Source organism: Rhodococcus quanlei (genome assembly GCF_055231015.1).
In genome coordinates, this window is the sequence record NZ_JBUYWD010000008.1 from 62,693 (window position 1) to 86,891 (window position 24,199).

Below are 24,199 nucleotides of genomic sequence, written 5' to 3' on the forward strand. Positions count from 1 at the left end.
AGTGATCCTCTCGGATCGCGTGCCCAATGCGTGATCTCGGAGCTATCCAGCTCTCGGGGTCCGTGTGGTCACTAACTGTGACCGTGACGTTCACGTTACATGTCGGCTGGTCTCTCGTCATCCACCACGCGGATGTTGAGGTCTCGAGGGCGTCCCTTTGCCTGGGCATCCAGGGCGAGCGGTCGTAACTTGGCCCAGGGGATCGAGGCTGCAATCGGGAAACCGTCACGGTCCGACTTCAGGAGTACGTCAACGATCCGTTTCGGTGACGGTAGATCACAGCGACGGCACCGGGTGAATGTCAAAGCGCCAGAGCGGGATTCGGGCACCTCGGTAACGGTCGCCAACACGCGACGGCATCGGCCACATCGAACTCGTACCAGCGGGGTCATGACTTCCATTCAATTCGTACGTACTTCGGGTTAGCGCGGTCGGTGCCTGGTGCCTTGTCGATCATCACGCGGCAGAGCGCACGAACAATCTCACGCTGCGATTCAACCGATAGCGCGGCCCATAGCTGCGGCGCGTCCGGTCCGGCGATCTGAGCGGGAAGTGGGGAACCTCCCGTGAAAGTAGCGGCGCGTGCCTCTGCGTCGGCGAGCTTGGCGCGTAGGCCGTCGCGTAGCCGCGTGTACTCGTCCGGCTCGAGGTCCCCCTCGATTGCCTTTCTCTCGTATGCGGCAAGTCTGGACTCGAGAGTCCGAACCTCCGCGAGCGCTTCCCGGCGTTGGGAACCGTCACCAGCGGCCAGCGCCTCGGCAATGTCAGGCTGCGCGAGTCGAGCGACTACGACGGCTTCAACGATCTCGTCGACGATCTCTTTGGTTCGGGTGACGCAGAACTTCGCCGGGCATGTGTACGAGCTGGTGCCCGAGCCTCTGTTCTTGCGACGTCCTACCGGCGTCCCGCAGACGCCACAAACTGCAATGCCGGTTAGTAGGTGCTTGGGCGCCGACCCGCGATGCGTGAGCCGGTCGGGATCGGTGAGGATTGCGGTCACGGCCCGATGCTCGTCGGCGGTGAATATCGGTTCCCAGGTCGCCGGCACTTGGTTGCCGTGGTGCATCCGGTAACCCGCGTAGGTGGGGGAGAGCAGCTTTCGGCGTAGTTCGACACTCGTCCAGTCACGGCCACGATATCCACGGCCTTCGTGGTTGAGCTTCTGGACGATCGCACGCAGGGTTAGGCCAGCACGGACCATCCCCACTGCGTCGCGGAGTACTTGCGCCTCGTCGGGATGGGGGACACGTACGCGGTGACCGTGCTCGTCGAAAGCTGGTTTGTACCCGTACGGCACCCTGCCGTGTGGCTCGCCAGCCGCAGCGCGAGAGTTCAGACCGCGCAACACGCGTTCTCGCATCGTCTCGGCCTCCTTCTCGGAGAGCAGCGCGTCGAGGCCGGTCGTGAACCGATCATCACCACGGGTCAAGTCGTACGTGCGGCCGGAGTAGGACCACAGAACGCCGTGCTCAGCACACAGCTCGCGAAGCTCGAGGTAGGCGGTGAGGTCACGGTTCGCCCGCGATGCTTCCCAGGTGACCAGTACATCGGCATCTGTGAGTAGCTGTTGTAGGCGCCGGTATTCGGGTCGATCCTTCCCAGACCAGCGCGAGGCGCCGATATCGTTGTCTTGGAGTTCGTCGACGATCGTCCAGCCGTTGCGGTTGCAGATGTCGCGGCAGTCGACGATCTGGTCTGCAACGCTCCGGCCGCGACCAGTGGGGTCGGAAGAGACACGCGCATAGATTAGGGCTCGCACAGCTTGAGGATATAGCATCGCTTTGCTAACTTGGCTTTGTTCGCTGCTGCCATGCATGCAAGGCTAGATCCTTGCCGCGTCAACCGTGGAATCCAAGTGTCGCGTCGACGTGGCGCGCAGGGTGAGCGTGGCCGATTCGGTCGGAGAGGATGTGACGATCATGGTGACTCGGAACAGGCCGCGGCGCTCGGTTCTGGCGGTGCCCGGCAGTAGCCGGAAGATGATCGACAAGGCGAAAGGGCTACCTGCCGACGAGATCTTTCTCGATCTCGAAGATGCGGTTGCTCCTGTCGCCAAGCAAGAAGCGCGTATTCGCGTTTCCGAAGCGCTCACCGAGGATGGTTGGAGAAACCAGATCAAGGTCGTGCGCGTCAACGACTGGACCACCGAGTGGACGTACCGGGACGTGGCCGAGGTGGTGGACCGGGCCGGCGCACATCTCGATGCGATTCTGTTGCCGAAAGTGCCCGACGCGAGCCATGTCCAGGCGCTCGACCTGTTGCTGACGCAACTCGAGAAGGCCAACGGGCTGGAAGTGGGCAGAATCGGAATCGAACCGCAGATCGAGAACGCTGTCGGACTCACCAACATCGACGCGATCGCCACTGCGAGTCCGCGCGTCGAAACGCTCGTGTTCGGTCCGGCCGATTTCATGGCGGGCATCAATATGCGCACGCTGATGGTGGGAGAGCAGCCGGATGGTTACGACAGAGGCGATGCGTACCACCACATTCTGATGACAATCCTGATCGCAGCCAGGACGCACGGAGTGCAGGCGATCGATGGGCCGTACTTGCAGATCCGGGATGTCGATGCGTTCCGGCGGTCGGCTGCCCGCACGGCCGCACTGGGCTTCGACGGTAAATGGGTGCTGCATCCCACGCAGATCGACGCGGCCAACGAGGTGTTCAGCCCGCGGCAGAGCGATTTCGACCGGGCAGAGCTGATCCTGAAGGCATACGAATTTCACACCTCCGAAAGAGGTGGTGGACGGGGTGCGGTGATGCTCGGCGACGAGATGATCGACGAGGCGAGTCGCAAGATGGCGTTGGTGATCTCGGCGAAGGGTCGAGCGGCAGGGATGACGCCGACGAGCGGATTCCCGGACAGCTGAGCAGCAGGATGCGAACCCAACAGGCACAATGGACGGTGGATATGTCCGAACTGCTCGAGGAGAACCGGAACCGATGACGAATCCACTCGCCCCGCGATCGGCCGGCTCGCGGCGTGGGGAACTCCCCACCCCGCCGACCGGGTGGCCGATCGGTTCGTACCCCACGTACGCCGAGGCGCAACGCGCGGTCGACTACCTGTCGGATCAGGAGTTCTCGGTCGAGGACGTCACGATCGTGGGTGTCGATCTGATGCAGGTCGAGCGGGTGCTCGGGCGCCTCAGCTGGGCCAAAGTTATTGGTGGAGGCATTGTTTCGGGTGCCTGGCTGGGTGTGTTCTTCGGGCTGTTGCTCGGGATCGTCACAGGCGGCTTTCTGGCGCCACTCATCGTCGGCATCGTGGGGGGTGTCATCTTCGGATTGATCTCCACGACAATTCCGTATGCGGCCACCCGCGGCACTCGTGATTTTGCTTCCACGATGCAATTGGTTGCCGGCCGGTACGACGTGCTGTGTCAACCGAGAACGGCGGAGAAGGCCCGCGATATGTTGGCCCGATTGGCTCTCTGACTCCGGGTCACCGCACCGATTCGGCGATAGTCCGGTGACGCCCGCTCGTCGGCGTCGAATCATCCTGTGCTGGAACGGTGTTTCCTGGGGTGTGGCCGGTGGCGCGCATCGAGCGCCACCGTGCGATCACGTGCGCTGCGCCGACGACCACGCCCACGATCACACCCCAGATCACCGATACGAGCGCGGCGCCGACGAGTGAGGTGACGTAGGCGGCCGGTCCTGCGTGCACGACGAAGCTCAGGTAGACCACGGTCACGAGGTTTCCGGAGAGGCCGCCGACCACGGTGGCGCCCAGTCCTGCCCAGAATGCGCGGGCCGGTCCGCCGTTGGGATGGCGGCGGGTGGAGTTCGTCAGCCTCATCCAGGCGACGGCGATCATCACCAGTGCCGCGGCGCTTTCCACGAGCCATCCCGTGGTGGTCGTCTCGGCGAGTGGGGTCGGTCGTAGGGCGGGAAGTCCGAGGGGCAGGCCGATCGCGCTGGGGACGTTCAGTTCCGGCAACTCGGTCAAGACAGTGCCGGTGACGGACCAGACCCCGAGGGCAGCCGATACTGCGGTGAGGGTGGCGACGGCTACCCAAGGCGTTCGGCCAGTGTCTTTGACCTGCGTGTTCGTCGAATCGTCAGCGCGGGGCTCAGGCATGCCGCAATATTAGCCACATCAAATTGGTCAAGTGTCCAGAACCGTGGAGAAAGATCGAGAATGCCGGAGAAAGTTGAGGGTGGGCGCGTGCGGCGAATGCGAGTGGTGTCCCTTGTGGTGGCCGGTGCGTTGGTTCTCGCCGGTGGTGTGGGTTCCCTCGTGCGGGCCGATCCCGCGCCGTCCAGGGCATACATCACAGACGACCAGGGGCGTGCGCTTGTTCTCCGCGGTTTCAACACCGAGGGAAGTGCGAAGCACACTCCGGACGGCATGCCCGAGTTCACGGAGGCGGACCTCGAGCGTGAGCACCGTGACATGGGCACCAATTTCGTCCGCTTCCTGATCTCCTGGCGCTCGGTCGAACCACAACCCGGGGTCTACAGCCAGGAGTATCTGGACCTGCTCGGCGAACGCCTCGACTGGTACGCAGCGCGTGGCTACCACGTGATGCTGGACATGCACCAGGACCTTTGGTCCGCCGCGATCGCCCCAGGCCGCGAAACAGGTGGGAACGGGGCCCCGGCATGGGCCACCCATATGGACGGTCTGCCGGTCGGATCGCACGACATGTGGGAGATGTACTACCTCGACCAGGGCGTCATCAGGGCCTTCGACAACTTCTGGAACACCACCGGTGATCATCCGGAACTCTCCGAGCACTACGCGAACGCGTGGCGGGCGGTGGCGCAGCGGTTCGCCGATCACCCGGCTGTCGTGGCATACGACCTGATGAACGAACCCTATGGCGGCACCCTGCAAGGGCCTGTCTTCGAGTCCGGCCCGCTGACGGCGCTCTACCAGAGGACCACCGATGCGATCAGGACCGTCGACGAGGACACGTGGGTCTGCGTCGCGCCGCAGGCGATGGGGAACAACTGGGGGTCGCCGAGTGGTCTCGGCACGATCACCGACAACCGCGACGGCGAACAGCGGATCGCCTACTGTCCGCACATCTACCCGTTGCCTATGGACCTGGGCGGTGGCTACGAAGGCGTTTCCAAGGATTTGGTCGACGCGACGATCGCCTCGTGGCGTGACAACACACTGCGCACGGCGGCGTCGCTCGGCGACGTCCCGATCATTCTGGGGGAGTTCGGACTCGACACCACGCTGCCCGGTGCGATCGACTACGTGGAGAAGATCTACGACACCGCCGCCCAGATGGGCGCCGGGGTTGCCTACTGGTCACGAGACGAGGGTGACTGGGGTCCGTACGAAGAAGACGGATCGGTGCGCAACCTGGTGGCGGCCCTCGACAAGCCGTACCCCCGTGCCGTTGCGGGAACCCCGATCTCCTGGTCGTCCGCTGTCGATCGGCTCGAATTGACCTACAGTCCCGACCTGTCGATCTCCGCTCCCACCGAGATCTATCTGCCCCGACGTGGCTTCCCCGGTGGAGTGCACGTCGACGGTGGCGAGGTGCTGGCGTGGGATCAGGAATCTCGGCTGCTCACCCTTCGGCAACCGCAGTCGAACGACGACGTGTCGGTCGAGATCACCCCAGCACCATAATCGAGACGGGCTGCGCGGCAGGGTGTTGGATGGACGCCGTGACAGCCGACCGGATCTCGAATCGAGCGCTCGGCCGGGCAACGCTGGCCCGGCAGTCGTTGCTCGCGCGATCCGAGGTGCCCGCGTTGCAGATGGTGGAGCATCTGTGCGGTCTTCAGGCGCAGGCACCGGACCCGCCGTACTACGCACTGTGGACACGCATGAAGGACTTCGACCCGTCGGCATTGGCCGGCCTTCTCGAGGACCGCAGCGCCGTCCGGATCGTGGCGATGCGGGGAACCGTGTTCTTGTTGTCGGCCCGTGATGCCCTGCAGCTGCGGCCGTTGACTCAGAGCATCCTCGACCACGACATCCACACCAACACACAACACCGCGCCCATCTGAAAGGCGTCGACGTCGGCGCACTCGGTGACGCGGGGCGCGCCGTCGTGGCGGATGGTCCGCTGACGCAGCTGCAGATGCGCCCACTTCTCGAAGCCCGGTTTCCGGGCCGGGACGGGGCAGCACTCGCACACGGGGTGCGTGGGTTGGTGCCGATGGTGCAGGTGCCGCCGAGGGGCGTGTGGGGCAGATCGGGACCACCCGCATTGACGCCGCTGGATGACTGGGTGGGCGAGCCGCTCGATTCCGCTCCGGACATCGATGCCCTCGTTCTGCGTTATCTGGGCGCCTTCGGGCCGGCGAGCACGAAGGACGTGCAGGCCTGGTCCGGCCTGACCGGACTGGGTGAGGTGCTCGAGCGTCTACGGCCTCGCCTGCGTATGTTCACCAGTGAGCAGGGAACCGAACTCTTCGATCGTCCTGATGCTCCGAGACCGGATGCCGATGTCCCGACCCCCGTGCGGATCCTCGCGCCGTTCGACAACATGCTGCTCTCGCATGCAGACCGTTCGAGAATCATGGACGTGGACGTGAAGGCGCGAATATTCACCGTCAATGGAATCGTGAAGCCGGCGGTCGTCGTGGGTGGCCGCGTGGTCGCCTCGGCGAACGTCACCAGGAAGGGGGCCGTCGCGATTCTGGAAGTGGAGCCACTGCGCACGATTGCGAAAACGAACAGAAGTTCGGTAGCGGCCGAGGGACGGCGGCTCCTGAAGTTCGCTCATCCCGACGCCGAGACGAGGGAGGTTCGTTTCACCGATGAGCACGGTGGTTTGATGTAAGTGTGTCCGAAAGCGTCGTCAACGCCGTCCGTGCCCATCTGATCTCCCAGTTCGACGGGGCTCAACCAGCGTCGGCCTCGGTGACGTTCCTCGGCGTCGAGCCACTCGATGTGCTGCTCTTTCCGTCGGACGAAGAGGGATTGGTTCACTACGCGTCACTGGGCTGTTCGCGCCATCCGATGGGCGATCCGGGAGAACTCGTCGCAGATCCGAATCGGGGTCCGCGCGCGGAACTCGTCCTCGCACTGCGAGGCGGGGCCGGCGTGGCCTCGGGGATCCAGCGAACACTCGCGATCTTGGCCGCATCCCCGTCTGTCGAAGGGGTCGTCCTGGTGCCGGATGCGCTCATCGACCTCGGCGAACCCTTGTGGACGGGCGTTCCGTTCACAGCCGTTCTGCTCGGTGAGAGCGACATCCCCGATCTCGACCTGCCCGAACCGGCCGAACCGGTGAAGTTCTTGTCCGTTGTTCCGCTGACGGGGACCGAGGCCGCGTGGGTACGGCTACGCGGCGCCGACGCGCTGCGCGAGGCGTGGAACGAGGCCGGAATCGACGTGCAGGATCCCACGCGCTCGGCCGCGAGCCTGTAAGTCAGGACACGGTCAGAGCCAATGATTACGTCTGAACGTGACGAACAGGCCGACCGTCACGAGTGCTATCGCGCTCAAGACTGCGTAATAGCCGTAATGCCAATGTAGTACGGGCATGTTGTCGAAGTTCATGCCGTAGATTCCTGCCACCAGGGTAGGAACGGCGGCGATGGCAACCCAGGCGGAAATTTTGCGCATGTCGGTGTTCTGCTGAACGGCGACCTTGGCGAGCGCTGCGTCGACCAGAGAACTCAGTACTTCGTCGTACTCTGCGATGCGTTCGGCCACGATCGTGTGGTGATCGAGGACGTCGCCGAAATACCGGCGGACTTCCTTCGGTATCGGGGCGTCCGACCGCCTCGTCAGACGCAGCAGCGGGTTGGACAGCGGGTTCACCGATTTCCGTAGCTCGACGATCTCGCGTTTGAGCAGGTAGATGTGCTCGATCGCGACGGTGGTTCGGGGGCTGAACACCGCCTCCTCCATGCCGTCGACGTCCTCCTCGATCGACGCGGTGACGTCGAGGTACGAGTCGACGACGTGGTCGGCGATGGCGTGCAGCACGGCGCTCGGGCCGAGGGTGAGCCGGTCCGGATTGTTCTCGAGGGAGGTGCGCACGGTGGAGAGGCCGGTGTGATCGCCGTGGCGGACGGTCACGACGAAATCGTCCCCGGTGAACACCATGATCTCGCCCGTCTCGACGACCTCGTTGGTGGCGACCATCGAATCGTGTGGGACGTAGACGACGGTGCGCAGGACGAGGAACAGCAGCTCGTCGTAGCGTTCGAGCTTGGGCCGTTGATGGGCGTGAACCGCGTCCTCGACCATTAGCTCGTGGAGTCCGAAGGTGGCTGCGACACTCGCCATCTGTTCCTCGTCCGGAGACAGAAGCCCGAGCCACACGAACCCCTCGCCGCGTTCACGAACCTCGGCGACCGCGTCGTCGTGGGTGTACTTGCCGGCCAGACGGCGACCGTTCACGTACACAGCGCAATCGACGACTGCTTCGGCGGCAGGGGAGGATGGCATGGAATCGTTCTCCGATCTCCCGTGACCTGCGAACTCGGGGGTACTGCAGCGCAAATGCTACGTGAGTTGGTGAACCTGCACCGGGCACCTGACAGACTTGGGCGGTGCGCATCGATCTTCACGCCCATTCCTCGGTTTCCGACGGTACGGATTCGCCAGAGCAACTCGTGCAGGCTGCCGGCGAGGCCGGCCTCGACGTGGTGGCGATCACCGACCACGACACCACTGCCGGATGGGAGCCGGCTGTCGAAGCGCTACCGGAGGGGCTGCGGCTCGTACGCGGCATGGAGATGTCGTGCGAGGGACGCGGCCAGGACGGCCGTCCCGTCCCGGTGCACCTTCTTGCGTATCTGTTCGATCCGGAGCACCCCGGGTTCGCGGAAGAGCGCCGTCGGCTGCGGCGCGAACGGGAAACCCGTATCAGGGCGATGGCAGAACTGATGGCGGCAGACGGATTGCCGATCGATGTGGAGGTGTTGACGGCCGCGGCGGGACCGTCGTTGGGACGCCCGCACCTGGCCCGCGCCTTGATCGAGGCGGGCATCGTGGAGTCGGTGGAAGAGGCGTTCCGGGGTCCGCTGCGGACGGGCAGCCCGTACTACGTTCCCAAGAAGGACACCCCCCTCGAGGACGCGGTTCGGCTGGTCACCGAAGCGGGTGGGGTGGCGGTGGTCGCGCACGCACGCGCCCGGACCCGTGGCCGGCTTCTCGACCTCGACCACGTGCGTGAACTGGCACCGATCGGACTCGGCGGGCTCGAGGTCGATCACCCCGACCACGGCTCCGGGGACGCCGCGATCCTGCGAAATCTGGCCGACGAACTCGGACTCGTGATCACCGGCTCGTCGGACTACCACGGCATGAACAAGCCGATTCCCCTCGGCGCCTTCACCACTGAGCCGGCCCAGTTCGATTCGCTGGTTGCGAAGGCGTCCGGCGTTCCCGTGATCTCGAGGGGGACTCATGACGCTCCGTGACTACGACGAAGGCCGACGCTCCCTGCCGTTGCGATGGCTGCTTGGACTCAGCGGGTCCGTGGCAGCCGGGACGATCCTCCTGACGCTGGTGGTAGTGGTCACGTCGTATATCGGCGACAACCGTGGCTTCCCCGGTCCTGGGCAAACGTCCATCGGGGTGCACCTGGGAGCATCGGTGATCGCCCTGATGGCACAAGTGTGGGCCGACCGACGCTCCGGCGCCGGGTCAGCGCTGGGTGCTTGCGTGGTTCTGGCGGTTGCGGGTGCTCTGCTGTGGACTCAATGGTGGGGCTGACGATGCTACCGCCGAGTAACCGGATACTCACAGGTAGAGACCGAAATAGGTGAGACATTTCGCGGCCCGTTCAATTTGATTGTGCACCCGTTTCAGTGGCACACTCGACGTACTCCGAAGTTGGCGCCACCGCCCTTCGACGGGGAGTTGGATGGCTGGCATCGCCAGGGCTTACACGGCCCAGCGCCATCACGCTTCGAAAGTTGTATTGCGTCGATCGTGACCCGCGCGCACCGGAAGCTTCTCAGTAGTTGTACGTGAACTAACCGCCTGGCCAGCGTCGATCAGTGCGGTTACTTCTCAGTAACCCGGACCCGAATGTGCCGGGATCTAGCAGGAGTGTCATTGTGTCTCTCGTGTCTGAAGCCACCACACCCCAGAAAGTGACCAACGACGAGATCTTCGCCGGTCACATAGACGGCAAGCTTTCCGTCGAAACCACCGCGCCGCTCGATTCACAGCGCGCACTCTCGATCGCCTACACGCCAGGTGTAGCCCAGGTCAGCCGTGCGATCGCGGCCGACGAGACCCTCGCCGACCGTTACACGTGGACGAACCGTCTGGTGGTCGTGGTGAGCGATGGTTCCGCCGTGCTCGGCCTCGGTGACATCGGCCCCCGCGCCTCGCTGCCTGTGATGGAGGGCAAGTCGGCGCTCTTCAAGTCTTTCGCAGGTCTGAACTCGATTCCCCTGGTTCTCGACACCAAAGATCCCGACGAGATCGTCGAGACCCTGGTCCGGCTGCGCCCGAGTTTCGGCGCGGTCAACCTCGAAGACATCTCCGCTCCGCGTTGCTTCGAGATCGAAGAACGCGTCAAGGAAGCCCTCGACTGCCCCGTCATGCACGACGACCAGCATGGAACTGCGATTGTCGTACTTGCCGCCCTCAAGGGTGCGGTGAAGGTTCAGGGACGTGACATCACGTCGCTTCGCGTCGTCATCTCGGGTGCCGGCGCGGCCGGTGTTGCGTGCGCGAACATCTTGCTGGCGGCCGGAATCCCCGACGTGACCGTCCTCGACTCCAAGGGCATCGTGTCTGCGGGTCGTGACGGACTCAACGACGTGAAGACCGACCTCGCGGCCCGCACGAACCCGGCCGGCCGTGAAGGCGGGATCATCGAGGCACTCGACGGTGCGGACGTGTTCCTCGGCGTGTCGGCCGGAACCGTGCCGGAGGAGATCATCGCCACGATGGCCGACAATGCAATCGTGTTTGCGCTCTCGAACCCGGATCCGGAAATCCACCCGGACATTGCGCACAAGCACGCCGCGATCGTCGCGACGGGCCGCAGCGATTTCCCGAACCAGATCAACAATGTTCTCGCCTTCCCTGGCGTGTTCCGCGGCGCACTCGATGCCGGCGCACGCCGCATCACGGAAGGCATGAAGCTCGCCGCCGCCGAGGCAATCCTCTCGGTTGTCGGTGACGAGTTGGCTGAAGACAAGATCGTTCCCAGCCCGCTCGATCCTCGTGTGGCCCCCGCTGTTGCGGAGGCCGTGGCCGCTACTGCGAAAGCAGAAGGCGTGACAGAATAGCGAGAATCGTCGAACACCCCGGCCGGAGACCCGCACCCAGGTTTCAGGTCGGGGTGTTCCACGTTCGCGTGCAATGGGGTTTCGGTACAGCGGGGTGTTGAGTACAGCGGAGTGTTGAGTACAACGGGGTGTTGAGTACAGCGGGGTGTTTGGCTACAACGACAGGCACAACACGGTTCCGGTGAGGAAGGTCCGAGTGAGATTGCCATGAGGAAACTACGAATCTCGTTTCTGATCGCAGTCGTGTGCGGCGTCGTGATGGTCGCGGGTTGCAGCATCGACAACTCCACCTTGGACGAGCCGGGGACTGCCCATATCGCGCCAATTGTCGTGGGGGCGGGCAGTTCCGTTGAGAGTGCCGTTCTCGCCGAGATCTACGCCGCCGTGCTGAGGTCCACGGGAACGGACGTATCGGTTCGCCCGGATCTCGGTGACCGGTCCGATTACCTTCGGGCGCTCGATGCCGGCGACATCACCGTCGTTCCGGAGTTCACGGGGGAGTTGCTCGCATACTTCGATCCCGATGTGCAGGCCACCGCCACGGCGGATGTTTTCGAGGAACTGAGTAGGTCGTTGCCCCAGGGGATTTCGGTGTCGGACTTTGCTTCTGCTGAGGATCGCTCGGTGATGGTGGTCGATCGGGAAGACCCGCGAGGCCTGCACGAACTCGGTGACCTTGCACCGCATTGTGAGACGAGCACCGTCGCAGTCGCGCGCGAATTCGAGGCCACCGCGTTGCGCTCGATACCGGGATGTAGGTTCGGCGCTGTCCACTTGGTGGCGAATGACTCTGCGGTGGCGGAGGAGCTACGCACGGGAGGGGCCTCCGTCGGTGGATTGACCACGTTGTCGCCGGTCCTCGCCACCGGCGATCTCGCGGCGTTGAGCGACGACGAATCGATCTTTCGGGCACAGAACGTCGTACCGCTGTACCGCTCGGGAACGCTTGCCGAACCCCAACTCGAGGCGCTGACAGTTGTTGCGGGCGAACTGACGAGCGCGGACCTGTCCGACATGCTCGGACAGGTCCGCGACGGTACATCGTCAATAGAGGTGGCGCGCGCCTGGCTCGACGCTCACGCGTGACGATTCTGTGCCGGTTTCGGCGCATTGTCCGAGCCGAAGTGGCCGGCGAGGAACGTGCCCAGATCGGCGACGGCGTCGGCGGCCTCACGTACCAACGATGCCTGTGCGTGCGCGACATGCCAGAGCCGGGCGAACTCCGTCATCCGAACGCTCACCCCGGATGATGCCAGCTTCTCGCGTAGTGCGACTGCCTGCGCGTACAGGATCTCTTCACGTCCGATGTGGATGATGGTCGGGGGAAATCCGGTCAGGTCGTCGTGCAGCGGTGCGTACCCCGGCGTCGAAGGATCCCCGGAGCGCAGATACATGTCGGCGCAGGCGTACGCCCACGTGGTGTTGATCACCAGATCGCGGCCATGCATCGAGCGATCTGTTGGGTCGGCCCATGGGGCGATGAGTGCCAGGGCGCTCGGCGTCACCCCGTGTCGGTGGACGAGTCGACCAGTAGTGGCCAGAGCCAGACCACCGCCGGCCGAATCGCCACCGATCGCAACCGCGTCGGGGGTGTATCCGTGCTCGGTCACCAATTCCAGGTAGGCGGCCTCGGCATCCTCGAGCCCTGCCGGAAACGGGTTCTCCGGTGCCAATCGGTAGTCGAGAAGATATACCGCACTTCCCGATTCCCGGGCCAGGTGAGCTGCGAGCGATCGGTGGGATGCGAACGAGCCGACCGTGAATGCCCCTCCGTGCAGGTACAACACTGCCGTCCGCGGCTCTGTGGCGCCCACGGTGATGCGCTCCACCGGACGGCCTGCCAACGTGGTCTTTCGGACGACGGCATCGGAGGGCATCACCTGGATGGGGGCGCCCAGGTCGAGGATCTTGCGTTGGAGAGGGACCGGAAGGTACGCGTTGAACGCAACCCAGAAGAAGGGCCGCAGGAATGTGGCGGCGACACCGGTCGGGACGTTGAAAGAAGGCACAGTGCTCCTACTTCGACTTGGGCATGGCGCGCCCCACGACCATGGCCACGATTCGCTGGTAGCCCGAGCCGACGAGGCGCACCCAGGCATCGAGGAATTTGGCGTCAGCACCGATCAGGACACGGCCCTTGCCTTTCGAGACACCGTTGACGATGACTGTGGCGGCTTCCTCAGGGGTCGTCCTGGCCAGCTTCTTGTCGAAGAAGTCGGCGATCACGGCAGCGTCCTCGCCGGGGCCGGCCGTGGCGTTGCGGGCGATCGCGGTCTTGATACCGCCGGGATGGATGCATGTCACCTTCACGGGATGCCCTGCGATCAGCATTTCCTGGCGCAGTGATTCGGTGAAGCCGCGGACGGCGAACTTGGCCGAGTTGTAGGCACTTTGACCGGGTGTCGCCAGCAAGCCGAACAGGCTCGACACGTTCACGATGTGGCCGTCGCCCGACGCGATGACGTGCGGCAGAAACGCCTTCGTGCCGTTGACGACGCCCCAGAAGTCGACGTCCATGATGCGCTCGATGTCCTTGAACTCGGACTTCTCGACCTCACCGTGGTACGCGATGCCGGCGTTGTTGTAGATCTGGTTGACCTTGCCGAAGTGCGCCGCAACGGCATCGGCGTATTCGAGGACCGCCTCGCGCTGGGTGACGTCGAGATGATCGGACTTCACCTCCGCGCCGAGTGCCTGCGCCTGTCGTACCGTTTCGGCGAGACCGATGCTGTCCATGTCGGACAGGGCGAGCTTGGCACCCTTCTCTGCGAGATTGCGTGCCAACGCGCGTCCGATGCCGGAGCCGGCGCCCGTGATGACGACGACCTTTCCTGAGAACGAGTTCACTGCGCAATCACCTTGTCGTTGTCGTTGTCGTTGTTGTCGAGCTGTTCGCCCGTGACGACGGCAACTGCCGGTCCGGACGCGTTCGTGGGAAGGTCCTTGGTCGCCACACTGTCATATGCGGCGAGGTCGAACCGTCGTGTCTGTCTGCGGAAATCGAACGTGAATCCCGGCCAGAGCGTGGTGTTGTTGCCGTGCTTGTCCAGGTACCAACTCGCGCAACCGCCGTTGTTCCACACGCTGTGCGACAGCTTCTCCTGCAGGTCCTTGTTGTATGCGTCCTGGGCGTCCTTGCGGACCTCGACCGTGCCGAGGTCGTGACGCTCGATGGTGTCGAGCGCGTCGGCGAGGTAGTTGATCTGCGACTCGATCATGAAGACCATCGAGGTGTGGCCGAGACCGGTGTTCGGCCCTACCAGGAAGAACATGTTGGGGTAGTTGGCGATTGCCGCACCCTTGTAGCCCTGTTGGCCGCCGTCTTCGAACACCTCTGCGAGGGAGCGCCCGTCCTTGCCGAAGATGGTTCCGTAGGTGGGGGAGTCGGTCACGTGGAATCCGGTGGCCACGACGATGGCGTCCACCTCACGCTCGGTGCCGTCCTTGGTGATCACCGAATTCGCGGTGACCCGGTCGATGCCGTCGGTGACGAGGTCGACGTTGTCCCTGGCAAGAGTGGGGTAGTAGTTGTTCGAGATCAGCATGCGCTTGCAGCCGATCTGGAAGTTGGGGGTGACCTTTCGGCGCAGATCCTTGTTCTTGATCTGACGGCGCATGTGTCGTTCGGCTGCGAACTGCAGTGGCTTCATGAAGATCGGCGCCTTCGCGAGTCCGACGACCTGGGTTTCTCGCATGAGGTAGATCCCTGCGCGGCACAGTCGCTGGAATCCGGGCAGGTACTTGAACGCGAGGTGCTCGGCCTTGGTGAATTCGCGGTCCGCGCGCGGCAGGATCCAGGGAGCGGTGCGTTGGTAGACGTCGAGGTGCTCGACCTTCTTGCCGATCGCGGGGATGATCTGGATTGCGGATGCGCCGGTGCCGATGACGGCCACTCGCTTTCCGGTCAGATCGGCGTCGTGGTTCCACTGGGCGGAGTGGAAGATTTCGCCCTCGAAACCGTCGATGCCCTCGATGTCGGGGAGCGAGGGCTCACACAGTGCGCCGACTGCGGACACGACGACCTTGGCGACGAAGTCACCCTTCGACGTCCGAACGTGCCAGCGCGATGTGTCACCGTTCCAGTGGGCGGAGCGTACGTCGCAGTCGAAGATGTGCTTGTCGAGCACGTTGTACTTCTTCGAGACCGACTGGATGTATTTCTGGATCTCGGGTTGCGTGGAGAAGGAACGCGTCCATCCCGGGTTGAGCGCGAACGAGTAGGAGTACAGCTGTGAGGGGACGTCGCAGGCTGCGCCGGGGTAGGTGTTGTCTCGCCAGGTGCCACCGACGTCGCTGCCGCGCTCGAGGACGAGGAAGTCCCGCTTCCCCTTCTGGGCGAGCCTGATGGCTGCGCCGAGACCCGCGAATCCGCTGCCGATGATCAGCGTCTCGACATGTTTCGCGTCAGTCGCGAAAGTATCTGTTACTGGAAGACTCATGAACCTAGCGTAAGCATCTATTGAGGGGGAGTCAATAGCATATTGACTCCCATTCAGTAGAGTGGACCGCATGGACGTAGTGAAGCGCGTTCGGCTGGACCCGGCGCAGCGGCGTGCCCAGTTGATCTCCCTGGGCGTGAAGATGCTGGCACAGCGACCGCTCGAGCAGATTTCCGTGGAAGACATCGCGGACCAGGCAGGAGTATCGCGTGGCCTGCTGTTCCACTACTTCTCCTCCAAACACGACTTCCACGTTGCGATCGTGCGCGAGAACAGCCGGGAAATGCTGGACAAGACCGCCCCCGAGGAGCCACAGGACGGGCAGATGTCACCGGACTCGATCCTCGACGTTCTGCGTGGTGTGCTGGCGTCCTACGTCGACTACGTGTCGGAGAACCGTTCCACCTACGTTTCGCTCTTGCGGGGCACCGCGAGCGGTGACCCCGATATGCGTGCGGTGTTCGAGGAGACGCGCACGGTCATGGCCGACCGCGCGCTCGTCTACCTTCCCTTGATCGGAGCGACACGCACCCCTGCACTGGAGCTCGCGGTCCGTGGATGGATCGCCTTCGTCGAGGAAGCCACCATCACCTGGCTGCGTGACCCGAAGACCACGCGTGAAGAACTGATCGAGATGAACGTACGGGCGTTGCCGTCGCTGGCGATCGCTTCGACACCGGAGCACGCCTCGGCTTTCCTCGCCCTCGTCACCTAGCGCCCCACCCCGCACGACCGATGTCACACAGGTTCAGCTCGCGCGAACCTGTGTGACATCGGTCAATGGGAGGGTGGCTCAGCCGAAGGCCTCGTCGAGGATCTCCTGCTGCTCGACGGCGTGCACCTTGCTCGAACCCGAGGAGGGTGCCGACATCGACCGGCGAGAGACACGCTTGATGCCGGTCAGCTTGTCCGGCAGCAGCTCCGGAAGCGCGAGCCCGAAGAACGGCCACGCCCCCTGGTTGGCGGGCTCCTCCTGAACCCACCGGAAATCGGTGGCGTTCGGGTAGCGGTCGAGCGTCTCGCGCAGGCGCCGACTCGGCACCGGGTAGAGCTGCTCGATGCGGACGATCGCGACATCGTCGCGCTCTTCTTTCTGTTTCTTGGCCAGCAGCTCCCAGTACAGCTTGCCGCTGACCAGCAGAACGCGGCGGACCTTCTCGCGATCGCCGCCGCCGACCTCGTAGGACGGCTCTTCGAACACCGAACGGAACTTACCGGTGGTGAAGTCCTGGACGTCGGAGACCGCAGCCTTGTTGCGCAGCATCGACTTCGGGGTGAAGACGACCAGTGGGCGACGGATGCCATCACGGGAGTGACGACGCAGCAAGTGGAAGTAGCTCGCAGGCGTGGACGGCACAGCCACGGTCATCGACCCCTCCGCGCACAGCTGAAGGAAACGCTCGATCCGGCCGGACGTGTGGTCCGGACCCTGACCTTCGTGACCGTGGGGCAGTAGCAGCACCACATCGGACAGCTGACCCCACTTGGCCTCACCGGACGAGATGAACTCGTCGATGATGGACTGCGCACCGTTGACGAAGTCACCGAACTGGGCTTCCCACAGCACGAGCGCATCCGGGTTGCCCACCGAGTAGCCGTATTCGAATCCGACGGCCGCGAACTCGCTGAGCGCGGAGTCGTAGACGAGGAACTTGCCGGGCTTGCCGCCCTCGGTGCCCTCGCCGGCCAGACTCTGCAACGGGGTGTACTCGGCGCCGGTCTTGCGGTCGATCAGCACGGAGTGGCGCTGCGTGAACGTGCCGCGCCGAGAGTCCTGACCGGACAGACGCACCATGGTGCCCTCTTCGACGAGAGAACCGAAGGCCAGCAGTTCGGCGAACGCCCAGTCGATCTTGCCTTCGCGAGACATCTCCCGGCGCTTCTCGACGACCGGCTTCACGCGCGGGTGGATGTTGAATCCCTCGGGAACGTTCGCGAACGCGTCACCGATACGGTGCAGCACCGACTCGTCGATGGCCGTGGTGAGCTTGGTCGGCAACGGCTGATCGAGCTCCACCGATTCACTGGGCTCGGGCGCGTACTTCTCGAGTTCGCGAACCTCGTTGAACACCCGTTCGAGTTGTCCCTGGTAGTCGCGTAGTGCGTCTTCCGCTTCCTTGAGCGAGATGTCGCCACGACCGATGAGGGATTCGGTGTAACTCTTACGGACGCTGCGCTTGGTGTCGATCACGTCGTACATCGCCGGCTGGGTCATCGACGGGTCGTCGCCCTCGTTGTGACCGCGTCGGCGGTAGCAGATCATGTCGATGACGACGTCCTTGCCGAACTTCTCGCGGAAGTCGACGGCCAGCTGGGCGACCCACACACAGGCCTCGGGGTCGTCGCCGTTGACGTGGAAGATCGGGGCACCGATCATCTTCGCGACATCGGTGCAGTACTCCGACGAGCGCGAGTGCTCGGGGGCAGTGGTGAACCCGACCTGGTTGTTGACGACGATGTGGACCGTGCCGCCGGTGCGGTAGCCACGCAACAATGCGAGGTTGAGAGTTTCGGCCACCACACCCTGTCCCGCGAATGCGGCATCGCCGTGCAGCATCAGCGGCAGAACGGTGAAGCCGTCCTCACCCTTGTCGAGGATGTCCTGCTTCGCACGAACCAGACCCTCGAGCACCGGGTCGACGGCCTCGAGGTGCGACGGGTTGGCGGTCAGCGACACCGTGATGTCGTTGTCGCCGAACATCTGGATGTAGGTGCCCTCGGCGCCGAGGTGGTACTTCACGTCGCCGGAGCCGTGTGCGGCAGCCGGGTTCATGTTGCCCTCGAACTCGGTGAAGATCTTCGAGTACGGCTTGCCGACGATGTTCGCGAGCACGTTCAGGCGGCCACGGTGCGGCATGCCGATCACGACCTCGTCGAGCGCGTGCTCGGCAGCCTGGTCGATGACCGCGTCCATCATCGGGATGACCGACTCGGCACCTTCGAGGGAGAACCGCTTCTGGCCGACGTACTTGGTCTGCAGGAACGTCTCGAACGCTTCGGCCGCGTTGAGCTTGCTCAAGATGTACTTCTGCTGGGCCACGGTGGGCTTCACGTGGTGCGCTTCCACGTGGTCCTGCAGCCACTGCAGCTGCTCGGGCTCGAGGATGTGCGTGTATTCCACACCCACGTGCCGGCAGTAGGCATCCCGGAGCACGCTCAGCACGTCCCGGAGCTTCATCTTCTCCTGGCCGTGGAAGCCGCCGACCTTGAACTCGCGATCGAGATCCCACAGCGTCAGATCGTGGGTGGTGACGTCGAGGTCGGGGTGGGACTTGAACTTGTCCTTGACGAACTGCAGCGGGTCCGTGTCGGCCATGAGGTGACCGCGGTTGCGGTACGCGGCGATGAGTTCGAGTACGCGGGTGCTCTTGTCGACGGCACCCTCGGGAACATCCTTGCGCCAGCGGACCGGCTCGTACGGGATGTGCAGCGAGTGGAAGATCTCGTCGTAGAACTCGTCACTGATGAGCAGGTTGTGGATGGCTTTGAGGAACTCACCCGACTCCGCGCCCTGAATGATGCGGTGGTCGTAGGTGGACGTCAGTGTCATGAGCTTGCCGACGCCCATCTCGGCGATCTTTTCGTCGCTCGAGCCCTGGAACTCGGCGGGGTACTCCATCGCGCCGGCGCCGATGATGGCGCCCTGACCCTTCATCAGGCGGGGGACCGAGTGGACGGTGCCGATGCCACCGGGGTTGGTGAGGGAAATGGTGACGCCTGCGAAGTCGTCGCCGGTGAGCTTGCCGTCACGGGCGCGCCGAACGATGTCCTCGTAGGCGCTGTAGAACTGGGTGAACGTGTGGTTCTCGGTGTTCTTGATCGCCGCCACCACCAGCGAACGCTGACCGTTCTTGCCAGGGAGGTCGATCGCCAGACCCAGGTTGGTGTGGGCGGGCGTGACAGCGTTCGGCTTGCCGTCGACCTCGGCGAAGTGGCGGTTCATGCCCGGGTAGGACTTGACGGCCGCGACGATGGCGTAACCGAGAAGGTGCGTGAAGGAGATCTTGCCGCCGCGGGTACGTGCCAGATGGTTGTTGATGACCGTCCGGTTGTCGAACATCAGCTTGGCAGGGATTGCCCGCACACTGGTGGCCGTAGGGATGGTCAGGGAGGCCGACATGTTCTTTGCGACGGCTGCAGCAGCGCCGCGAAGAACTTTCGACTCGTCTGCGGCTGGTGCACTCGCCGAGTCGGTCTTCGCGGCGTCGGCCTTGGGTGCAGACGTCTTCGGGGCGGCTGTCTTCGGCGACGAGGCGGCCTTGGGCGCGGTTGCCTTGGGCGCGGAGGCGGCGGCCTTCGGCGGCGCGGTCTTCGGTGCAGAGCCGGCAGGGGCGCTGGATGCGGTGCCCGTCGCGTGGCCATTGGAAGAGTCGGGGCGCGACGCCCGACCGTTGGTCGTACCCTTCACGCCGTTCGGCGCGTCGGTCGTTCCCGCATCAGGGGAGTAGTCCGTCAAGAACTCGTGCCAACTTGCATCCACGGACGACGGGTCGTCCTGGAAGCGCTGGTACATCTCGTCGACCAACCACTGATTCTGTCCGAACTGGGATGTAGAGCTGCTGCTCACGGCAGTTTTTCGCCTCGTTTCTATTTCGGTACCCGATCAGAGCGCCTATTTACATGAGACCAGCCGCCTGTGTGACGAGCAATGTTCGGCACACAGGTGTGATATGCCTCATGGTCATCCGATGGGGTCACCACCGATGACGGTTCTCGCCCCCGGATTATTCCCTGCCGCGGCCTGGGATGCACACCACAGTCCCGAATAGTGGCCACCGGCGTGTCGAAGCGACCCATGGGTGCCCGATTCGACGATGCGTCCTTGATCGATCACGACGATCAGATCGGCCTGGGCGGCGGTGGCGAGACGGTGGGCCACGACAACCGATGTGCGTCTGGTCGTGACGAGTCGACCGGCGTCGAGAACTGCTCTCTCCGTTGCGGGATCGAGTGTTGCGGTGGCCTCGTCGAGCAGGAGCAGATCGGGTTCGACGAGCTCTGCTCGGGCGAGTGCGATGAGCTGTCGCTGGCCCGCGGACAGGCCTTGTCCACGTTCGCCCACGGAGTGATGCATTCCACCTCGCAAACCGGCGATGGTGTCGAGTGCGCCGACGGCACGAGCGGCTCGTTCGATATCGCCGCGCGAAGCCGATGGGCGACCGTACGCAATGTTGTCGGCGACCGTTCCGGTGAAAAGGTGCGCCTCCTGGGGAACGACTCCGAGGCGGCTGCGGTACTGGGTGAGGTCGAAAGTGCGTATGTCGTTGTCGTCGACTCGCACGGAGCCCGTCGTCGGATCGTAGAACCGGGCCAGAAGTTTGACGATGGTGGATTTGCCCGCTCCGGTTCTGCCGACGAGCGCGACGGTCGTGCCGGCACGTATGTGCAACTCGACATGGGAGAGTGCGTCGCGGTCGGCGCCTGTGTAGCGGAACCCGATGTCGGCGAAGTGCACTTCGCCCCGGAGGTGTCCGCCGATGGGCGCGAGTGCGGCGGAATCCGCCGTCTCGATGGAGCTGGGCGTACGTAGCAGGTCACCGATGCGCCGCAGGCCGACCGAGGCCTGTTGATAGCCGTCGAACACCTGCGACAGCTGCTGGATGGGCCCGAACAACAATCCCAGATAGAGCACGAACGCCACCAGCACGCCTGCGCTGATGTCTCCCCGCGCAACCTGCCCGGCGCCTACGAACACCACTGCGGCCAATGCCAGGTCGGACAGGAAGGCGATGAACGGGAAGTACACGGAGATTGCGCGCTGTGATCGCATTCGGCTGCGGAGGTAGCTTTCGGCGCGTTCGGTGAATCGTCTGGTTGCGTGCTCCTCTCGCCGGTAGGCCTGCGCCGAGCGCAGACCCGCGATGTTCTCCTGGAACTCGGCATTGACGGTGGAAATGCGTTCACGCGAGACCGTGTAGGCCGCCGACGAGACACGTCGGAAGATCAGGGTGGCGACCGCAAGAGGAGGGACGACGGCGAGCGCGACCAGCGCCAGCGTGACATCGGTGACCAGGAGCGCGACCGCAACACCGACCAAGGTCAGCACACTGACCACCGCCGTCGACATCCCGGTTTGAATGAATGTCGACAGTGCGTCGACATCGGTGGTCATGCGGGTCATGATTCGGCCCGAGAGTTCGCGTTCGTAGTAGTCGAGGCCGAGCCGTTGGAGATGGGCGTAGCTGCGAATCCGCAGGCCGAACAGGACCCGCTCACCGGTTCGTGCCGTCAGGATCGTCATCACGGCGACGATCAGCCAGTCCACGACGACGAGTGCGGTGCCTCCGATCGCGGCCCACCACAATGTGGCGGCCTGCCCGGGCAACACTCCGTGGTCGATCGCGTATCGAACGATCGACGGGAATGCGATCGTCGCGAGGGAGTCGAGTGCCAGACACAAGACGACCGTCGCAAGCAGGATCCGCACAGGACGCAGGATGCGTGCGAGCCGGAAATTCGGTTCCGGTTGCCGCAGCTCGGACGAATCACCCGGAGGGGTCTCGTCGGCTCGAGGAAGGGCGCGCACTGCGGCTTCGACTTCCGGAGTCGGCGCGACCGCACCCAGTGCCCCCGCGATATGCCCTGCAACCGGCGCCGTGGCGGCGGCAGTGGCGGTTTGCGCCGAATTGTCGGCGTCGTCCGTGTCCGGCCACAGGTGGGCTTCGTCGGGTTCGGCCTGATCGGTGGCACCCAGAGCGGGAGGTCGTTCCTCTTCGTCGCGTTCGTCCTCCCCGGCAGTGAAGAGTTGCCGGAACAGCGGGCAACGCTGGTCGAGTTGGTCGACTGTGCCCTCGTCGACGATGCGTCCGCCGTCGAGGACGGCAACCCGGTCGGCGAGAGAGAGCGTGGACCGGCGATGAGCGAGGACCAGCGTGGTGCGCCGATGTTCGGATCGGAGGGCGTCGAAGATCGCGGCCTCGGTGGTGGCGTCGACCGCTGAGGTGGCGTCGTCGAGGATCAGCACACGAGGGTCGGTGAGCAGAGCCCGAGCCAAGGCGATCCGCTGTCGCTGTCCACCGGACAGGGTCAGCCCGCGCTCCCCGACGACGGTGTCGTAGCCGTCGTCGAGTTCACTGATGAAGTCGTCGGCCTCCGCCATCTGTGCAGCAACACGAATCTCCTCGGCAGTGGCGTCGGGCCGGCCCAGCGCGATGTTGGCGGCCACCGAATCCGAGAAGAGGAAGGGCTCGTCGAACACCAGGGACACCGCTCCGCGCAGATCGCGTGCTCGTAGGTGCGCGATGTCGGTGGTCGACTCGGTGGAGTCGAGCGTGATGGTGCCGGCATCGGGTGCGTAGAAGCGGGGAAGCAGTAATGACAATGCGGTCTTGCCGGACCCGGACGGCCCTACGACCGCGACGGTCTCGCCCGGAGCGACCCGCAGGTCGAGTCCGCTCAGAACCTTTCGGTCGCGTTCGAAACCGAAGTCGACGCCGCACAGGGTCACACCGAGGGGCTCGTCGGGCAAGGGCAGCGGCCGGGGTGGATCGCCGACGTCGGGTTCGGTGTCGATCACGTCGTAGACCCGCTCGACGGCGGCCCTTGACAACTGCGCGAGCACGATCACCGATGACATCTGCCGGGTCAGCGTAGCCATCGCGGTGACATAGGTGGCGAAGGCGAGAAAGGTGCCCACCGTGATCGACCCGCGCATGGTGAGCAGGCCGCCGAACAGGATGACGCCCACCAGTCCCAGCTGAGGCAGGCCGGCGATGGTCGGGGCGAATCGGGAATTGATGCGGGCGGCGCGGACCCTGTGGGCATACAAGGTGCGGCTGTGCTGTTCGAGCTGGTCGACGGCTCGCCCTTCCTGACCGAATCCTTTGACGACGCGAACTCCGGTGACCGTCTCCTCGACATGCTGTGCAAGATCGGCGGCGCTTTGCTGGGCGGCCCACGTGGCGGCGAAGAGCTTGGGCCTGGTGGTGGCCACGACATACGCCACAGCGGGGGCGACCACCAGCGCGACGAGTGTGAGGAGCGGTGACAGCCACACCATGATCACGAGTGCGAGAACCAACTGCAGCAGCGCGCCGATGGACATCGGTACCATCGCAAGCAGGCCCTGAACCAACTGAAGGTCGGTGATGGACCGGGAGACGACCTGTCCGGTGCGGATCTCGTCCTGCTTGCGGCCGTCGAGACGCTGCAGCGAGCCCAGCAGTCGAAGTCGCAGAGCATGTTGGACATCGAGAGACAACCGGCCGGCGAGCATTCGGCGCCCGTACTGACATGCGAACCGGACGAGCGCGAGAACCGCGATGGCTCCGGCTGCTGCCGCCACCGTATTGCCCGGGTCACCGGAGCCGGCGGCGTCGACGGCGATCTTGGTGAGAACCGGAAACGAGATGTCGATGACGGCCGCGATCACCGTGACGGTCAGAACTCCGATCACGACGCGGCGGTGCATCCAGCATTCGTGTGCCAACCGCCGAATCCACCCCCGATCCGCCGTTTGCGGAGTGGGAGTGCCGGGCGTGTCGAGGCCCGGGGTCACGGTCTGCTGGATCATCGCGTCCCACGTTAGACGCGGCGGCCGACACCCTGTTCCGGGCCCGCGGACCGCGAGGCC

The 24,199-nt window shown here is 64.4% G+C and carries 18 protein-coding genes; 10 read left to right on the top strand and 8 right to left on the bottom strand.

Annotated elements, in window-relative coordinates:
- Window positions 1-388: 388 nt before the first annotated feature.
- A complete protein-coding gene (locus ACZI8Q_RS06215; RefSeq protein WP_463372636.1) occupies window positions 389-1,759 on the bottom strand; it encodes a recombinase family protein in 1,371 nt (456 codons plus the stop codon).
- A gap of 160 nt (window positions 1,760-1,919) precedes the next feature.
- On the opposite strand from ACZI8Q_RS06215, the gene ACZI8Q_RS06220 reads away from it, so the two are divergent.
- Window positions 1,920-2,873, top strand: coding sequence for an HpcH/HpaI aldolase/citrate lyase family protein (locus ACZI8Q_RS06220; protein ID WP_463372637.1), 954 nt, complete (start codon window positions 1,920-1,922; stop codon window positions 2,871-2,873).
- Window positions 2,874-2,946: 73 nt separating this feature from the next.
- On the top strand, window positions 2,947-3,441 hold the full coding sequence (locus ACZI8Q_RS06225; RefSeq protein WP_463372638.1) for a YflT domain-containing protein: 495 nt from the start codon (window positions 2,947-2,949) through the stop codon (window positions 3,439-3,441).
- A 7-nt stretch (window positions 3,442-3,448) separates the two neighbouring features.
- Here ACZI8Q_RS06225 and ACZI8Q_RS06230 read toward each other — a convergent pair whose 3' ends face one another.
- Window positions 3,449-4,087 (bottom strand): hypothetical protein, encoded by a 639-nt coding sequence (locus ACZI8Q_RS06230; protein WP_463372639.1) that lies wholly within the window; start codon window positions 4,085-4,087, stop codon window positions 3,449-3,451.
- Between the two features lie 60 nt (window positions 4,088-4,147).
- Between ACZI8Q_RS06230 and ACZI8Q_RS06235 the strand changes: the two genes are divergently transcribed.
- Genes ACZI8Q_RS06235 through ACZI8Q_RS06245 form a run of 3 tightly spaced genes read left to right on the top strand, consistent with a single transcriptional unit; the run spans window position 4,148 to window position 7,352 of the window.
- Window positions 4,148-5,599, top strand: a complete 1,452-nt coding sequence (locus ACZI8Q_RS06235; RefSeq protein WP_463372641.1) for a cellulase family glycosylhydrolase — start codon at window positions 4,148-4,150, stop codon at window positions 5,597-5,599.
- 38 nt (window positions 5,600-5,637) lie between these two features.
- Window positions 5,638-6,762, top strand: coding sequence for a winged helix DNA-binding domain-containing protein (locus ACZI8Q_RS06240; protein WP_463372843.1), 1,125 nt, complete (start codon window positions 5,638-5,640; stop codon window positions 6,760-6,762).
- A 2-nt stretch (window positions 6,763-6,764) separates the two neighbouring features.
- Window positions 6,765-7,352 (top strand): suppressor of fused domain protein, encoded by a 588-nt coding sequence (locus tag ACZI8Q_RS06245; RefSeq protein ID WP_463372643.1) that lies wholly within the window; start codon window positions 6,765-6,767, stop codon window positions 7,350-7,352.
- A 12-nt stretch (window positions 7,353-7,364) separates the two neighbouring features.
- Here ACZI8Q_RS06245 and corA read toward each other — a convergent pair whose 3' ends face one another.
- Window positions 7,365-8,381: a magnesium/cobalt transporter CorA gene (gene corA / locus ACZI8Q_RS06250; protein WP_463372644.1), complete on the bottom strand. Its 1,017-nt coding sequence runs from the start codon at window positions 8,379-8,381 to the stop codon at window positions 7,365-7,367.
- 104 nt (window positions 8,382-8,485) lie between these two features.
- Here corA and ACZI8Q_RS06255 point away from each other — a divergent pair, with 104 nt between their 5' ends.
- From ACZI8Q_RS06255 to ACZI8Q_RS06270, 4 genes are all read left to right on the top strand, one after another.
- Complete coding sequence (locus tag ACZI8Q_RS06255) at window positions 8,486-9,358, top strand: PHP domain-containing protein (protein WP_463372645.1); 873 nt, start codon at window positions 8,486-8,488, stop codon at window positions 9,356-9,358.
- Complete coding sequence (locus ACZI8Q_RS06260) at window positions 9,345-9,653, top strand: hypothetical protein (protein ID WP_463372646.1); 309 nt, start codon at window positions 9,345-9,347, stop codon at window positions 9,651-9,653. Before ACZI8Q_RS06255 ends, ACZI8Q_RS06260 begins: the two co-directional genes overlap by 14 nt.
- Window positions 9,654-10,000: 347 nt before the next feature.
- Window positions 10,001-11,188 (top strand): NAD(P)-dependent malic enzyme, encoded by a 1,188-nt coding sequence (locus ACZI8Q_RS06265; protein ID WP_463372647.1) that lies wholly within the window; start codon window positions 10,001-10,003, stop codon window positions 11,186-11,188.
- 207 nt (window positions 11,189-11,395) lie between these two features.
- Window positions 11,396-12,274 (top strand): ABC transporter substrate-binding protein, encoded by an 879-nt coding sequence (locus ACZI8Q_RS06270; protein ID WP_463372648.1) that lies wholly within the window; start codon window positions 11,396-11,398, stop codon window positions 12,272-12,274.
- Here ACZI8Q_RS06270 and ACZI8Q_RS06275 read toward each other — a convergent pair.
- From ACZI8Q_RS06275 to ACZI8Q_RS06285, 3 genes are read right to left on the bottom strand one after another with little or no spacing between them, the layout of a single operon-like run.
- Window positions 12,265-13,197 (bottom strand): alpha/beta hydrolase, encoded by a 933-nt coding sequence (locus tag ACZI8Q_RS06275; protein ID WP_463372649.1) that lies wholly within the window; start codon window positions 13,195-13,197, stop codon window positions 12,265-12,267. The genes ACZI8Q_RS06270 and ACZI8Q_RS06275 overlap by 10 nt on opposite strands.
- A 7-nt stretch (window positions 13,198-13,204) precedes the next feature.
- Window positions 13,205-14,035, bottom strand: coding sequence for an SDR family NAD(P)-dependent oxidoreductase (locus ACZI8Q_RS06280; RefSeq protein ID WP_463372650.1), 831 nt, complete (start codon window positions 14,033-14,035; stop codon window positions 13,205-13,207).
- The gene (locus ACZI8Q_RS06285) at window positions 14,032-15,627 is read right to left on the bottom strand and encodes a flavin-containing monooxygenase (RefSeq protein WP_463372651.1); all 1,596 of its coding nucleotides are present in this window, start codon (window positions 15,625-15,627) and stop codon (window positions 14,032-14,034) included. Before ACZI8Q_RS06285 ends, ACZI8Q_RS06280 begins: the two co-directional genes overlap by 4 nt.
- A gap of 70 nt (window positions 15,628-15,697) precedes the next feature.
- Here ACZI8Q_RS06285 and ACZI8Q_RS06290 point away from each other — a divergent pair, with 70 nt between their 5' ends.
- Window positions 15,698-16,342, top strand: a complete 645-nt coding sequence (locus ACZI8Q_RS06290; protein WP_463372652.1) for a TetR/AcrR family transcriptional regulator — start codon at window positions 15,698-15,700, stop codon at window positions 16,340-16,342.
- A gap of 78 nt (window positions 16,343-16,420) precedes the next feature.
- Here ACZI8Q_RS06290 and ACZI8Q_RS06295 read toward each other — a convergent pair whose 3' ends face one another.
- Both ACZI8Q_RS06295 and ACZI8Q_RS06300 read right to left on the bottom strand, forming a co-directional pair.
- Window positions 16,421-20,194, bottom strand: coding sequence for a multifunctional oxoglutarate decarboxylase/oxoglutarate dehydrogenase thiamine pyrophosphate-binding subunit/dihydrolipoyllysine-residue succinyltransferase subunit (locus ACZI8Q_RS06295; protein WP_463372653.1), 3,774 nt, complete (start codon window positions 20,192-20,194; stop codon window positions 16,421-16,423).
- A gap of 114 nt (window positions 20,195-20,308) precedes the next feature.
- A complete protein-coding gene (locus tag ACZI8Q_RS06300) occupies window positions 20,309-24,139 on the bottom strand; it encodes an ABC transporter ATP-binding protein (protein ID WP_463372654.1) in 3,831 nt (1,276 codons plus the stop codon).
- Window positions 24,140-24,199 lie beyond the last annotated feature (60 nt).

Coding starts and splice junctions, on each gene's coding strand:
- ACZI8Q_RS06270 (WP_463372648.1), top strand. CDS start 11,396: ATGAGGAAACTACGAATCTCGTTTCTGATCGCAGTCGTGTGCGGCGTC.
- ACZI8Q_RS06230 (WP_463372639.1), bottom strand. CDS start 4,087: ATGCCTGAGCCCCGCGCTGACGATTCGACGAACACGCAGGTCAAAGAC.
- ACZI8Q_RS06260 (WP_463372646.1), top strand. CDS start 9,345: ATGACGCTCCGTGACTACGACGAAGGCCGACGCTCCCTGCCGTTGCGA.
- ACZI8Q_RS06220 (WP_463372637.1), top strand. CDS start 1,920: ATGGTGACTCGGAACAGGCCGCGGCGCTCGGTTCTGGCGGTGCCCGGC.
- ACZI8Q_RS06290 (WP_463372652.1), top strand. CDS start 15,698: ATGGACGTAGTGAAGCGCGTTCGGCTGGACCCGGCGCAGCGGCGTGCC.
- ACZI8Q_RS06225 (WP_463372638.1), top strand. CDS start 2,947: ATGACGAATCCACTCGCCCCGCGATCGGCCGGCTCGCGGCGTGGGGAA.
- ACZI8Q_RS06235 (WP_463372641.1), top strand. CDS start 4,148: ATGCCGGAGAAAGTTGAGGGTGGGCGCGTGCGGCGAATGCGAGTGGTG.
- ACZI8Q_RS06300 (WP_463372654.1), bottom strand. CDS start 24,139: ATGATCCAGCAGACCGTGACCCCGGGCCTCGACACGCCCGGCACTCCC.
- ACZI8Q_RS06285 (WP_463372651.1), bottom strand. CDS start 15,627: ATGAGTCTTCCAGTAACAGATACTTTCGCGACTGACGCGAAACATGTC.
- corA (WP_463372644.1), bottom strand. CDS start 8,381: ATGCCATCCTCCCCTGCCGCCGAAGCAGTCGTCGATTGCGCTGTGTAC.